Annotated in this window: 14 protein-coding genes; 12 read left to right on the forward strand and 2 right to left on the reverse strand. The window is 70.5% G+C overall.

The window, feature by feature from the left end:
• Window position 1 precedes the first annotated feature (1 nt).
• On the reverse strand, window positions 2-451 hold the full coding sequence (locus QTI68_RS19200; protein WP_286523583.1) for an OsmC family protein: 450 nt from the start codon (window positions 449-451) through the stop codon (window positions 2-4).
• Between the two features lie 251 nt (window positions 452-702).
• On the opposite strand from QTI68_RS19200, the gene ilvA reads away from it, so the two are divergent.
• Complete coding sequence (ilvA, locus tag QTI68_RS19205; protein ID WP_286523584.1) at window positions 703-2253, forward strand: threonine ammonia-lyase, biosynthetic; 1551 nt, start codon at window positions 703-705, stop codon at window positions 2251-2253.
• A 7-nt stretch (window positions 2254-2260) separates the two neighbouring features.
• Here ilvA and QTI68_RS19210 read toward each other — a convergent pair whose 3' ends face one another.
• Complete coding sequence (locus QTI68_RS19210) at window positions 2261-2752, reverse strand: type II secretion system protein N (protein WP_286523586.1); 492 nt, start codon at window positions 2750-2752, stop codon at window positions 2261-2263.
• 22 nt (window positions 2753-2774) lie between these two features.
• Between QTI68_RS19210 and gspG the strand changes: the two genes are divergently transcribed.
• The 11 genes from gspG to gspF all read left to right on the forward strand — a co-directional run bounded on the left by gspG (window position 2775) and on the right by gspF (window position 13481).
• Complete coding sequence (gene gspG / locus QTI68_RS19215) at window positions 2775-3215, forward strand: type II secretion system major pseudopilin GspG (protein ID WP_286523587.1); 441 nt, start codon at window positions 2775-2777, stop codon at window positions 3213-3215.
• Complete coding sequence (locus tag QTI68_RS19220) at window positions 3190-3693, forward strand: prepilin-type N-terminal cleavage/methylation domain-containing protein (RefSeq protein WP_286523589.1); 504 nt, start codon at window positions 3190-3192, stop codon at window positions 3691-3693. The genes gspG and QTI68_RS19220 overlap by 26 nt, the downstream gene beginning before the upstream one ends.
• The gene (gene gspI, locus QTI68_RS19225; protein ID WP_286523590.1) at window positions 3690-4061 is read left to right on the forward strand and encodes a type II secretion system minor pseudopilin GspI; all 372 of its coding nucleotides are present in this window, start codon (window positions 3690-3692) and stop codon (window positions 4059-4061) included. The genes QTI68_RS19220 and gspI overlap by 4 nt, the downstream gene beginning before the upstream one ends.
• Window positions 4061-4711 carry a PulJ/GspJ family protein gene (locus QTI68_RS19230; RefSeq protein ID WP_286523592.1) on the forward strand — a complete coding sequence of 217 codons (651 nt, stop codon included), beginning with the start codon at window positions 4061-4063 and terminating at the stop codon, window positions 4709-4711. The genes gspI and QTI68_RS19230 overlap by 1 nt, the downstream gene beginning before the upstream one ends.
• An 8-nt stretch (window positions 4712-4719) precedes the next feature.
• Window positions 4720-5820: a type II secretion system minor pseudopilin GspK gene (gene gspK, locus QTI68_RS19235; RefSeq protein ID WP_286523593.1), complete on the forward strand. Its 1101-nt coding sequence runs from the start codon at window positions 4720-4722 to the stop codon at window positions 5818-5820.
• A gap of 131 nt (window positions 5821-5951) precedes the next feature.
• Window positions 5952-7160, forward strand: coding sequence for a type II secretion system protein GspL (gspL, locus tag QTI68_RS19240; RefSeq protein WP_286523595.1), 1209 nt, complete (start codon window positions 5952-5954; stop codon window positions 7158-7160).
• Window positions 7157-7726 carry a type II secretion system protein M gene (locus tag QTI68_RS19245; RefSeq protein ID WP_286523597.1) on the forward strand — a complete coding sequence of 190 codons (570 nt, stop codon included), beginning with the start codon at window positions 7157-7159 and terminating at the stop codon, window positions 7724-7726. Before gspL ends, QTI68_RS19245 begins: the two co-directional genes overlap by 4 nt.
• An 8-nt stretch (window positions 7727-7734) precedes the next feature.
• Window positions 7735-8529 carry a type II secretion system protein N gene (gene gspN, locus QTI68_RS19250; protein WP_286523598.1) on the forward strand — a complete coding sequence of 265 codons (795 nt, stop codon included), beginning with the start codon at window positions 7735-7737 and terminating at the stop codon, window positions 8527-8529.
• 2 nt (window positions 8530-8531) lie between these two features.
• The gene (gene gspD, locus QTI68_RS19255; protein ID WP_286523599.1) at window positions 8532-10808 is read left to right on the forward strand and encodes a type II secretion system secretin GspD; all 2277 of its coding nucleotides are present in this window, start codon (window positions 8532-8534) and stop codon (window positions 10806-10808) included.
• 18 nt (window positions 10809-10826) lie between these two features.
• Window positions 10827-12242 carry a type II secretion system ATPase GspE gene (gene gspE / locus QTI68_RS19260; RefSeq protein ID WP_286523600.1) on the forward strand — a complete coding sequence of 472 codons (1416 nt, stop codon included), beginning with the start codon at window positions 10827-10829 and terminating at the stop codon, window positions 12240-12242.
• A 6-nt stretch (window positions 12243-12248) separates the two neighbouring features.
• Complete coding sequence (gene gspF / locus QTI68_RS19265; protein ID WP_286523601.1) at window positions 12249-13481, forward strand: type II secretion system inner membrane protein GspF; 1233 nt, start codon at window positions 12249-12251, stop codon at window positions 13479-13481.

Below are 13481 nucleotides of genomic sequence, written 5' to 3' on the forward strand. Positions count from 1 at the left end.
ATCAGGCCTCCACCAGGTCGAAGCTGGTCGTGATCTCGGCCGTCTTGCCGAGCATGATGGTGGCCGAGCAGTAGGTGTCGTGGCTCAGCGCGATCGCGCGTTCGACCGCCGCCGCCGGGATGCCCTTGCCCGCCACCGTGAAGTGCATGTGGATCTTGGTGAAGACCTTGGGATCTTTTTCGGCCCGCTCGCTGGTCAGTTTGACACTGCAGCGCTCGACCTGGTGGCGGCCGCGCTTGAGGATGTGCACGACGTCGTAGGCGGTGCAGCCGCCGGTCCCGGCCAGCACCGTCTCCATCGGCCGGGCAGCCAGGTTCTGGCCGCCGTTCTCGGGCTTGGCGGCATCCGGCGCGCCATCCATCATCAGGACATGGCCGCTGCCGGTCTCGGCGACGAAGCCCATCGCCGATCGCGTGCCGGCGTTGCCGGTCCAACTTACTGTGCATTCCATCTTCAGCTCCGAAAAGTCGTCGCGCGAGCGGGGAAAGCACCGCACGACGTGATTGAGTGTTCAAAAAAAGCAACGGGCGTGTTGCATTGCAGCAATCAACCGATATACTTTATTTCATCGCACATCCACATATGTGCACCGGTTGTCTCCTCCACCCTCCCAATTGGTGGATTTAGCCCCGAGCCGCAAGGCCCGGGGCTTTTTTCTTGGGGTCGGGCCGACGCGTCGGCGAGGCCTATGATCGCGGCCCTATGTCCTCCCCGACCCCGCCCCTCACCCCTGCCGACTACCTCAAGAAGATCCTGACTGCGCGCGTCTACGACGTGGCGGTCGAATCGGCGCTGGAACCGGCGCGCGCCCTGAGCGCCAGGCTCGGCAACACCGTGCTGCTCAAGCGCGAGGACCAGCAGCCGGTCTTCAGCTTCAAGCTGCGCGGCGCCTACAACAAGATGGCGCAGCTGAGCGCCGAGCAGCTCGCCGCCGGCGTGATCTGCGCTTCGGCCGGCAACCATGCGCAGGGCGTGGCCCTGGGGGCGCGCAAGCTCGGGGCGCGGGCCGTGGTGGTGATGCCGGTGACCACCCCGCAACTGAAGATCGACGCGGTGCGCGCGCTCGGCGGCGAGGTCCACCTGCACGGCGACAGCTATTCGGACGCCTATGGCTATGCGCTCGAACAACAGAAGCTGCACGGACTCACCTTCGTGCACCCGTTCGACGACCCGGACGTCATCGCCGGCCAGGGCACGATCGCCATGGAAATGCTGCGCCAGCACCAGGGGCCGCTGCACGCGGTGTTCGTCGCCATCGGCGGCGGCGGCCTGATCTCGGGGGTGGCCAACTACATCAAGGCGCTGCGGCCCGAGATTCGCGTGATCGGCGTGCAGATGAACGACTCGGACGCGATGATGCAATCGGTCGCCGCCCACCACCGCGTGACGCTGCCGGACGTCGGGCTGTTTTCCGACGGCACGGCGGTCAAGCTGGTCGGCGAGGAGACCTTCCGCATCTCGAGCGAACTGGTGGACGAATTCATCACGGTCGACACCGATGCGGTCTGCGCCGGCATCAAGGACGTCTTCATCGACACCCGCAGCATCGTCGAGCCGGCCGGTGCGCTCGCAGTGGCGGCGATCAAGCAGTACGTCGAGGCCCGCGGCACGCGCGGCGAAACCTATGCCGCGATCCTCTGCGGCGCCAACATGAACTTCGACCGCCTGCGCTTCGTGGCCGAGCGCGCGGAGGTCGGCGAGGAGCGCGAGGCGCTGTTCGCGGTGACGATTCCCGAGGAGCGCGGCAGCTTCCGCCGCTTCTGCGAACTGGTCGGCCAGCTGCCCGGCGGCTCGCGCAACGTGACCGAATTCAACTACCGCATCAGCGACTCGAAGGAAGCCCATGTGTTCGTCGGCCTGACGACCTCGGCGCGCGGCGAATCGACCACCATCGCCGACACCTTCGTGGCGCATGGCTTCGGTGCCATCGATCTCACGCACGACGAGCTCGCCAAGGAACACATCCGCCACATGGTGGGCGGCCGCACCAGCCTCGCGCAAGAAGAGCGGCTGCTGCGCTTCGTCTTCCCCGAGCGGCCGGGGGCGCTGCTGAAGTTCCTGAGCCTGCTGCGGCCGAACTGGAACATCAGCCTGTTCCACTACCGCAACCAGGGCGCCGACTACGGACGCATCCTGGTCGGGCTGCAGGTGCCCGCGGCCGAACACGAGGCCTTCGATGCCTTCCTCCAGACGCTGGGCTACCCGTTCGTGGAGGAAACCGACAACCCGGTGTACCGGCTCTTCCTGATCTAGTCTGGCGTCAGTTCTGCGGCGGGAGGGGTGCGGGCGGGGTCATGGTCGCCAGCGGCCGCGTCGGCAGCTGCAGCGTGAAGGCGGCCGCCGAGCCGGCGCTGGCGCCCAGGGCGGCGGCTCGGGCTTCGAGCGACTGCAGCACGTAGCCGTCGGCCACCGTGGCGCCGACCCGGAACGGCCGCGGCGGCTTGCCGTCGACGGCGATCAGCGCCACACCCTGCTGGCCGGCATCGGCCACCACGCCCAGGAGCGCGAAGCGGCTGGCGGCCTCGGGCGTCGCCGCCGCTGCGGCGGGGGTCGACACGGCGCCCAGCATCCGGGCCACCGCGGCCGGATCGGGCGCCGCCTGGGGCGTGCCGGCCACCGGCGGCGGGGCCGGCGCGTCGGCCGGCGCAGCCAGCCGCAGGCCCCAGAACACGACGCTCGCGGCGGCCAATGCCCAGAGGGCGGTCGTGGCGGCGGCCGCGGGCCAGCGAGGGGAGGCGTAAGGGACTGACATGGGGCCGGATTATCATTCCTCCATGCCCATTTCCATCCGCTATCCCGCCCGCGCACTCCAGCGCGGCTTCACCTTGATCGAGTTGATGGTGGTGCTGGTCATCATCGGCGTGCTGGCCGCGCTGATCGTGCCCAACGTGATCGAGCGGGCCGATGACGCCCGGGTCACCGCGGCCAAGACCGATGTCAACAACCTGATGCAGGCGCTCAAGCTGTACCGGCTCGACAACCAGCGCTACCCGAGCGCCGAGCAGGGGCTGCAGGCGCTGGTCGCGCGCCCCACCAGCGGCCCGGCGGCGCCCAACTGGAAGCCCTATGTCGAGAAGCTGCCGAACGACCCCTGGGGCCGCCCGTACCAGTACCTGAATCCGGGCGTCAAGGGCGAGATCGACGTGTTTTCGCTCGGCGCCGACGGCGAGCCCGGTGGCGAAGGCAAGAATGCCGACATCGGCAGCTGGCAGTAGCGCGCACTGCCGCCCACCCGCTCACGGCCGGCCCGGCGCGGGCGGTTTCACGCTGTTCGAGCTGCTGGTGGTGATCGCGATCATCGCGCTGGCCACCGCCGGTGTCGGGCTCTCGCTCAGGGACTCCGGCCAGGCCACGCTCGACCGCGAAGCCGAGCGGCTCGCCGCCCTGCTCGAATCGGCGCGGGCGCAGTCGCGTGCCAGCGGCGTCGCGGTGCGGTGGCGCGTCACGCCCGATGGGCCCGGCAACTTCAGCTTCGACGGCCTGCCACCAGGCGCGCTGCCGACGAACTGGCTGAGCGGCGGCATCTCGGCCCAGCCGATCGGGGTCGACGGCCGGGCCGTGGGCGCCCTGCAGCTGGGCCCCGACCCGATCATCGCCGCGCAGCAGGTGCAGCTGACCTCCGACGCGCTGCCCGATCGCAGCCTGCGCATCGGCACCGACGGCCTGCGCCCCTTCACGGTCGTGGCGCCATGACGCGAACACGCCGGGCCGCGCGCGGCTTCACACTGATCGAGGTGCTGGTCGCCCTCGGCATCGTCGCCATCGCGCTGATGGCCGGCACCCAGGCCACGTTGGCGTTGACGCGCAACGCGCAGCGGCAGACGGACGTGATGCTGGCCCAGATCTGCGCCGAGAACGAGCTGATCAAGGCCCGGCTGGCACGGCAGATGCCGCCCGTGGGCGACGCCGGCGGCGTCTGCACGCAGGCCAGCCAGAGTTTCGGCGTGACCGTGACGACCACGTCGACGCTGAATCCGAACTTCCGCCGGGTCGACGTCCAGGTGCGCGACGCCTTCGACGCACCGGTGCTGCGGCTGTCGACGGTGGTGGGGCGCTACTGATGAGGCGCCAGGCCCGCGGTTTCACGCTGATCGAGCTCCTGGTGGCGATCGCCGCCATGGCGCTGCTGGCCCTCATGAGCTGGCGCGGGCTCGACGCGATGGGGCGCGCCCAGTCGCTGAACCGGGAGCGCGGCGACGCCGTGCTGACGCTGCAGACCACGCTGTCCCAGTGGAGCGCCGACCTCGACGCCATGGTGGCGTTGCCGCAGACCTCGGCGATCGACTGGGATGGCCGCGTGCTGCGGCTCACACGCCGCAGCACCGACAGTGCGACGCCGGTGGTCTTCGTCGCCGCCTGGACGCTGCGGCCGGACCCTGCCGGCGGCACCCACTGGCGGCGCTGGCAATCGCAGGGTTTCACGACCCGCCCCGAATGGCAGCAGGCCTGGGCCCAGGCCGCCGCCTGGGCGACCGACGGCGGCAGCGGCACCGGGGGCGCAGACGTCGACCTGATTCCGCTCGACAGCTGGCAGCTTGCCTACTTCCGCAACAACGCGTGGACCCCGGCCACGAGCGCCGAGGCGCTCGGCGCCACCACGCCGATGCCGGATGGCGTGCGCCTGACGCTGGCCCTGCCCCAGGGACCGGCGCTCGCGGGCCTGGTCACCCGGGACTGGGTCCGGCCCAGCTTGACAGTGCCGAAGTCATGAAGACGCCGATGCACAAGGGGAAGCGTGGCCGCCAGTTCGGCGCAGCGCTGCTCACGGCCATGCTGACCGTGACGCTGGTCGCCACCTTCGCCGCGGCCGCGCTCTGGCAGCAATGGCGTGCGGCCGAGGTCGAGGCCGCCGAGCGGGGCCGGACGCAGGCCGCCTGGGTGCTGGTCGGCGCACTCGACTGGTCGCGGCTGATCCTGCGCGAGGACGCCCGGGCGGCCGGCAGCAGCGGGGTCAATGCGGACTACCTGGCCGAGCCATGGGCGATCCCGCTCGAGGAGGCCAAGCTGACCACCTTCCTGGCGGCCGACAAGAACATCGCCAGCGACGCGCTGGAAGGGCTGCCCGACGCCTTCCTGTCGGGCCGCATCATCGACGCCCAGTCGAAGCTCAACGCGTTCAACCTGGTCGATGCCGGCAAGCCGGTCGCCACGTCGGTGGCCGCGTTCAAGAAACTGTTCCAGCTGCTCGGGCTGCCGGCCGAGGAGCTGGCGCTGATGACCGCCAACCTGCAGCGCGCACTGCCGGCCGCCGCCAGCACCGCGGCCACCGGAACCACGGGCACTACGGGCACCACCAGCAGCGCGAGCAGCACGGCCAGCACCTCGACCCCGCAGACCACGACCCCGACCACCACGGCGCCAACCACCGTGACCGGCAGCGCCACCGGCCCCCTCGTGCCCCAGCGCACGGCCCAACTGGTCTGGCTCGGCCTGTCGCCCTCCACCGCCGCGGCGCTGGAACCCTATGTCACGGTGCTGCCCACCCGGACGCCGCTGAACCTCAACACCGCCAGCGCCGAAGCCATCTTCGCGAGCACGCCGGCCCTCGACCTCGCTGGCGCCAAGCGCCTGGTCGCGGCCCGTACCCAGTCCTATTTCAAGACGCTGGCCGACGCCGGCGCGCTGGTCCAGCAGAGCTCGGCGCAGTTCGTGCCGGACCAGCACAGCGTGTCGACCACCTACTTCGAAGTACAGGCCCGCCTGCGGATCGACCGGACCTGGGTCGAAGAACAGACCCTGCTGCAGCGAGTCGGCATCAACGTCGGGATCGTGTGGCGAGAACGTGGCGCCGGCGCGACGCCGCAGCCGGCCAGATCCTGATGCAACACACCACCTGTCACCGAATGGGTCAAAAATAGGCGCAACGCCCGTTGGATCTGAAAGAGATGCTATCAATTCCGTAGCGTCGCCGAGCGACCCTCTCCTACAATAGCGACCCTTCACTCCTGTCCATGGCCTTGCTGCTTGTAACCATTCCTCTCGTTTCCGGCCCGGCGGCCGGCGAGTACGGCTGGGCGCTCTGGTCCAGCGATGGCCGCAAGCTGCGTTCGCAGGGCAGCGCGGCACCGGCCCTGTTGCCGAGCAGCGACGAAGTCATCCTCGGCGTGCCCGCCGCGGCACTGTCGTGGCACCAGGTCACCCTGCCCCAGGGCAGCATGAGCGGGGCCGTGCGCCTGCGCTCGGTGCTGAGCGGCCTGCTCGAAGACCGCCTGCTCGACGATCCCGAAGCACTTCATTTCGCCCTCGAACCCGGGGCGCGGGTGGCGGTGCCGGTCTGGGTGGCGGCCTGCAACCGCATCTGGTTGCGCGCCGCCGTGCAGGCGCTGGAGGCCGCCGGCCGGCGGGTGACCCGGATCGTTCCCGAGTTCACGCCCCAGCCGGCCGGCAGCCCGCCGATGGTGTTCGCGATCGGCGATCCGGACGCGGCGCTGTGCATCGTCTGCGGCACCGAGGGCGTGGCCACGCTGCCGCTCGACGCCGCCGGCCTCGAGCTGGCCGGACCCCTTCCCGCCGACACCACGGCACTGGCCGAGCCAGCGGTCGCCGAACTGGCCGAAAGCGTGCTCGGGCGCCGGCTGCCGATCGTCAAGCCGGCCGAGCGCTGGCTGCAGGCCAGCCGTTCGCCCTGGGACCTGGCGCAGTTCGACCTGGCATCGACGGGACGTGCACGCGCCGGCAAGAAGGCGGCGGCCATGGCGCGCGCGCTGTGGTACGGACGCCGCTGGCGGGCGGCGCGCTGGGGCGTGCTGGCCCTGCTGCTGGCGCAGTTCATCGGACTCAACGCCTGGGCCTGGAAGGAGCGCAATGCGCTCGACGCCAAGCGCGGCGCGGTGCGATCGCTGCTGACCCAGACCTTCCCCGCGGTCAAGCTGGTGGTCGACGCCCCGGTGCAGATGGCGCGCGAGGTCGCGGCCCTGGAGCAGGCCACGGGCGGCGTCACGCCGTCCGACCTCGAACCGATGCTGGTCGCGCTGGCGGCCAGCCTGCCGGCGGGCCGCGTGCCCACCGCTATCGATTTCAGCGCCGGCCAGCTGCGCCTGCGCGGCCTCGGCTTGCCGGCCTCGGAGTTCGCCGGCGTCAAGACCGCGCTGTCCTCGCGCGGCTACAGCGCGCGCACCGAGAGCGACCTGCTGCTGGTGCAGGCGGAGGCGCAGCGATGAAGTGGCTCGAAGCCCTCCAAGCGCGTTGGCAGGCCTGGTGGCCCGAACTCGCGCCGCGCGAACAGCGCCTGGTCGCGATCGCGGCCGCGCTGGTGGGCCTGGCGCTGGTCTGGTGGGTGGCGCTGGCGCCGGCCCTGGGCACCTTGTCCGCGGCCCCGGCCGAACACGCGAAGCTCGATGCGCAGCTGCAGCAGATGACGGCACTGCAGCGCCAGGCCAAGTCCTTGCAGTCGCAGCCCCGCGCCAGCCGCGACGACGCGATGCGCGCCCTCGAAGCCTCGGTGCGCGAGAACCTCGGGCCGAACGCCCAGCTTCAAACCGCCGGCGCCGGCGAGAACGCCACCATCGCACTGCGCGCCGCGCCGGCCGACGCGCTCGCCCAGCTGATCACGCAGGCGCGCAGCAATGCGCGCGCGGTGCCGCGCGAAGTGCATCTGACACGCAGCAGCGCGCCGCAGGGCGGCCCCGCCGGCCCCGGGGCGGCGCCCGCCGCGCCCGCCGCGCCGGCCGGACCGCCCCGTCCGCGTTGGGACGGCACCCTGGTCATGGGCCTGCCGGCCCGCTGAGAGCGCGCATGGCGACCCCGTCCACCCCCCGCGCGTCCAGTTCCGGCTGGCGCTGGGCCCTGCTCGGCGCCAGCATCGGCATCGCCCTCGCGCTGGCCGTGTTCGCGCCCGCGCGTTGGCTCGCGGCCGGCCTGGCGCAATGGAGCGACGGCCACCTGCAACTGATCAATGCGCGCGGCACGCTCTGGAACGGCACCGCCGGGGTCGTGTTCTCCAGCGGGGCGGGCGGCGCCGAATCGATCTCCCTGCCCGGCCAGCTGGGCTGGACGCTGCGGCCGCGCTGGGACGGCATCAGCGCCACGCTCGACCTCCCCTGCTGCGCGGCCAAGCCACTGAAATTCAAGGGGCGCCCGCGCTCCGACGGGCTCGAACTCGAGTGGCGCGACGGCCAGTCGCGCTGGCCGGCGGCGATGCTGGCCGGATTCGGCGCGCCCTGGAACACGCTCAAGCTCGAAGGCGCGCTCGACCTCTCGATGCAGGCGCTGGTGCTGCGCTGGAGCGGCCGCCAGCTGACGCTGGCCGGCCGGGCGACGCTCGACGCCACCGACATCTCTTCCAGCCTGTCGACCCTGAAGCCGATGGGCAGCTACCGGATCGCTCTCGAAGGCGGACCGGTGCCTTCGCTGCTCCTGACGACCCGCGAAGGCAGCCTGCAACTGAGCGGCAGCGGCCGCTGGAACGGCACGACGATGCGCTTCGACGGCGAGGCCAGCGCGGCGGCGGGCCGCGAAGACGCCCTTTCGAACTTGTTGAACATCATCGGACGACGCGAAGGCGCGCGCTCCCTCATCACACTGGGTTGACCATGACGAAGCCAAAGTCTTCTTCCGGCGTCCGCCTCGGCACCCTCGCGCTCGCCGCGCAGATGCTGATCGCGGCCTGCATTCCTTCCGCCTTCGCCCAGGACGTGCTGCGGCGCGGCGAGCCGATCACGCTGAACTTCAGCAACGCCGAGATCGAATCGGTGGCGCGCACCATGGCCGTCGTGACCGGGCGCGACGTGGTGGTCGACCCGCGCGTCAAGGGCACCATCACCCTGCAGACCGACCGCGCCATCGAACCGGCCGCGGCCTTCAACCAGTTCGCCGCCGCGCTGCGGCTACAGGGCTTCGCGATCGTGCAGGCCGACGGCCTCTACAAGGTCGTGCCGGAGGCCGATGCCAAGCTGCAGAGCAGCACCGTGACGACCTCGACGCCCACGTCCAGCCTCAGCGGCAACCAGATCATCACCCAGGTCTTCAAGCTCAACTACGAGTCGGCCAACAACCTGCTGCCGGTGCTGCGCCCGCTGATCGCGCCGAACAACACGATCAACGTCAACCCGGGCAACAACTCGCTGGTGATCACCGACTACGCCGAGAACATGCGCCGGCTGGCCCGCATCGTGGCCGCGCTCGACGTGCCGAACGCCGCCGACATCGAGGTGATCCAGCTGAAGAACTCGGTGGCGACCGACATGGTGCCGCTGGTGACGCGGCTGATCGAAGGCAGCAGCACGACCCCCGGCGCCGGGGCGCCGGGCCAGGTCGACTCATCGTTCCGCACCACGCTGCTGGCCGAACCCCGCGGCAACGCGATCATTCTGCGGGCGGCCAATCCGGCGCGCGCCCAGCTGGTGCGCACGCTGATCGACAAGCTCGACCGCCCGGCGATCGATACCGGCAACGGCGCGGCCGGCAATGTCTACGTGGTCTACCTCAAGAACGCCGACGCCGTGAGGCTGGCCGCGACCCTGCGCGCGGCGATCTCGGCCGAAGCGCGCGGCGGCTCGGGCACCGGCGGCGCCGGCGGCTCGCTCCAGGGCGGGACTTCGCAGGTGGCGCCGCAGCTGGGCGCCAACCAGCAGAACGCCGGTGCGAGCACCGCGGCCACTGCGCCGGTCAACAACGCGAACCAGCCGTCGACCGGCGGCCAGATCCAGGCCGACCCCTCGACCAACTCGCTCATCATCACGGCCTCGGAACCGCAGTACCGGCAGATCCGCGCCGTGATCGACAAGCTCGACGGCCGGCGTGCGCAGGTCATGATCGAGGCGCTGATCGTCGAGGTCACGGCCAACAAGGCGGCGCAGTTCGGTGTCCAGTGGCAGTCGGCGGTCGGCAACAACGGCGTCATCGGCACCAACTCCAGCCTCTCCGGCGCCAACATCCTGACGCTGACGGCCGCCCTGGTGGCAAAAACCCCGGCCGCCCTCACCACGCTCGGCACCGGCCTCAACATCGGCATCGGACGCAAGTACAACGGCGACTACGTGCTGAACGCGATCGCCAACTTCTTCGCCAGCGACGCCGACGCCAACCTGCTGTCGACGCCCAATCTGCTGACCCTCGACAACGAGGAAGCCAAGATCGTGATCGGCCAGAACGTCCCGTTCGTGACCGGCCAGTTCACCAACACCGGTGCGGCCAACGGCTCGGTGAACCCGTTCACGACCATCGAGCGCAAGGACGTCGGCCTGACGCTGCGCGTGCGCCCGCAGATCAACGAGAACGGCACCGTGAAGATGGTGGTGTTCCAGGAGACCTCCACGGTGCAGGCCGGCACCGAGAACGCCCCCAACGGCCCGACCACCAACAAGCGCTCGATCGAATCCAGCGTGCTGGTCGAGGACGGCGGCCTGGTGATGCTCGGCGGCCTGCTGTCAGACGACTACAGCAACAACGTCGACAAGGTTCCGCTGGCCGGTGACATTCCGATCCTGGGCAATCTGTTCAAGAGCGAAAAAAGGGCGCGCACCAAGGTCAACCTGATGATGTTCCTGCGGCCGATGGTGATGCGCGACGGGGTGGCGACCACGAATGTCGCCAACGACCGCTACGACGCGATGCGCGTGCTGCAGCAGCGGGTGCAGCCCGACGACAACGTGATGCTGAACAACGTGACCTCGGCTCCCCCCCTCCCGGCTCTGGCGACCACCCCGGTGCCCGCCCAGCAACAGAACCCGACGGAGCCCACGACCCGGCTGGAGGGCGCCACCTTGATTCCGTTGCCGACGCCGCCGTCTCAGCGGCTTGCCCCCTCTCCGCTGAAGGGCGCATTGCCGCCGACGGCGGACCCGTCGAGCAGGCGCGAACTGCCCTAGCCGCAGGACACCGATCCGATGCGCTATCCCCTCCCCTACGCCTTCGCCCGTGGCCAGCAGCTGCTGCTGGAAGAGGCTGACGACGGCGCCCTCACGCTCTGGATGCCGAAGGTGCCGCCGCGCAGCGCCCTGGGCGAGGTGCTGCGCAAGTACCCGGTCAAGACCTTCGAGCCGCTGGCGCCCGAGCAGCTCGCCCAGCGGATCAGCGCGGCCTATGCCAAGGGCGAGTCGAATGCCGCCGCGGTGGTCAGCGAGGTGCAGGGCGATGCCGACCTCTCGCGCATGATGCAGGAGCTGCCGGCGGTCGAGGACTTGCTCGAATCGGCCGGCGACGCGCCGATCATCCGGATGCTCAATGCCCTGCTCACGCAGGCCGCGCGCGACGGCGCGAGCGACATCCACATCGAGCCCTACGAGCGGACCTCGTCGGTGCGCTTTCGCATCGACGGTTCGCTGCGCGAGGTGGTGCAGCCGAATCGCGCGCTGCATGCGGCGCTGATCTCGCGGCTGAAGATCATGGCCGACCTCGACATCGCCGAGAAGCGCCTGCCGCAGGACGGCCGCATCTCCTTGCGCATCGGCACCCGCGCGGTCGACGTCCGGGTCTCGACCTTGCCCTCGGCGCACGGCGAACGCGCCGTGCTGCGGCTGCTCGACAAGTCCGAGAGCAAGCTCACGCTCGAATCGGTGGGCATGCAGGGCGACACGCTGGCGCGCTTCGAGCACCTGATCGGACAGCCGCACGGCATCATCCTGGTGACCGGCCCGACCGGCTCCGGCAAGACCACCACGCTGTACGCCGCGCTGAGCCGGCTCGACGCCAGCAGCAGCAACATCATGACGGTCGAGGACCCGATCGAGTACGAGCTGCACGGCGTCGGCCAGACCCAGGTCAACGCCAAGATCGACCTGACCTTCGCCAAGGCGCTGCGGGCCATCCTGCGCCAGGACCCGGACGTCATCATGATCGGCGAGATCCGCGACTTCGAGACCGCGCAGATCGCGATCCAGGCCTCGCTCACCGGCCACCTGGTGCTGGCCACGCTGCACACCAACGATTCGGTCAGCGCCGTCACGCGCCTGACCGACATGGGCGTGGAGCCCTTCCTGCTGAGCTCCTCGCTGCTGGGCGTGCTGGCCCAGCGGCTGGTCCGCAAGCTGTGCCCGGTGTGTTCGCCGGCCGCCGGCCACGAGGCCCAGCCCGTGGGCTGCGAGGCCTGCGGCCACACCGGCTACCAGGGGCGCACCGGCATCTTCGAGCTGCTGGTGGCCGACGAGACCGTGCAGTCGCTGATCCACAACCGCGCGCCCGAAAGCCAGCTCTTCGTGGCGGCCGAGCGCGGTGGCCTGCGCTCGATGCGCGAGGACGGCGAACGGCTGGTCCAGGCCGGCATCAGCTCGCGCGCCGAATTGCTTCGCGTGACCCGCGACTGACGCCCGATGCCCGCCTATTCTTTCGAAGCGATCGACGCCCAGGGCGTGGCGCGCAAGGGCGTGCTCGAGGCCGACACGGCCCGCAGCGCGCGCGGGATGCTGCGGGCCCAGGCGCTCATCCCGCTGTCGGTGACGGCGGTCGGCAGCGTCGAGAGCGGCGTGCCGCAGACCCGAAACTGGCGTCGCATGTTCGGCGGCGGCCGCATCTTCAACTCGACCACGCTGGCGGTCTGGACCCGGCAGATCGCCGGCCTGGTGTCCTCCGGCCTGTCGCTCGAACGGGCGCTCACCGCGCTGACCGACGAGGCCGAGACCGAGGCCCAGCGCAACCTGGTCGCCTCGCTGCGGGCCGAGGTCAATGCCGGCGCGCCCTTCGGCCGTGCGCTGTCGCAGCACCCGCGCGAGTTCTCGCCGATCTACGTCGCCGTGATCGGCGCCGGCGAGCAGAGCGGCAACCTGGGCCTGGTGCTCGAACGGCTGGCCGACGACCTGGAGCAGCGCCAGGCGCTGCAGCAGAAGCTGGTCGGCGCCGCCCTCTACCCGGCGATCGTGACCTTGGTGGCGATCGTCATCGTGGTCTTCCTGGTCAGCTACGTGGTGCCGCAGGTCGCCAACGTCTTCGCCGGCACCAAGCGCGCCCTGCCGATCCTCACGGTGGCGATGCTGGCGCTGAGCGCCTTCGTCCGCAACTACGGCTGGCTGATGCTGATCGCCGTCGTGGTCGCGGCCATCGGTGCCCGGATGGCGCTGGCGCGCGCCGCGATCCGCGAGCGCTTCGACGCCGCCTGGCTCAACCTGCCGCTGGTCGGCAAGCTGGCGCGCGGCTACAACGCGGCGCGCTTCGCCAGCACGCTGGCGATGCTGGCGACCGCCGGCGTGCCGATCCTGCGCGCACTGCAGGCGGCTTCCGAGACGCTCAGCAACAGCGCCATGCGCGCCGATGCGCTCGATGCGCTGGTGCTGGTGCGCGAAGGAGCGCCGCTGGCCTCGGCGCTGGCGCAGAAGAAGCGCTTTCCGGGCATCGTCTCGATGTTCGCGCGCCTCGGCGAACAGACCGGCACGCTGCCGCTGATGCTGCAGCGCGCGGCCAACCAGCTGGGCGCCGAAGTGCAGCGCCGCGCGATGCACCTGGCGACCATCCTCGAGCCGCTGCTGATCGTGGCGATGGGCGGGGTCGTGATGCTGATCGTGCTCGCCGTCCTCATGCCCATCATCCAGTTGAACCAATTCGTGAAGTAG

Source organism: Variovorax sp. J31P207, assembly GCF_030316965.1.
Taxonomy (GTDB): domain Bacteria; phylum Pseudomonadota; class Gammaproteobacteria; order Burkholderiales; family Burkholderiaceae_C; genus Variovorax; species Variovorax ginsengisoli_B.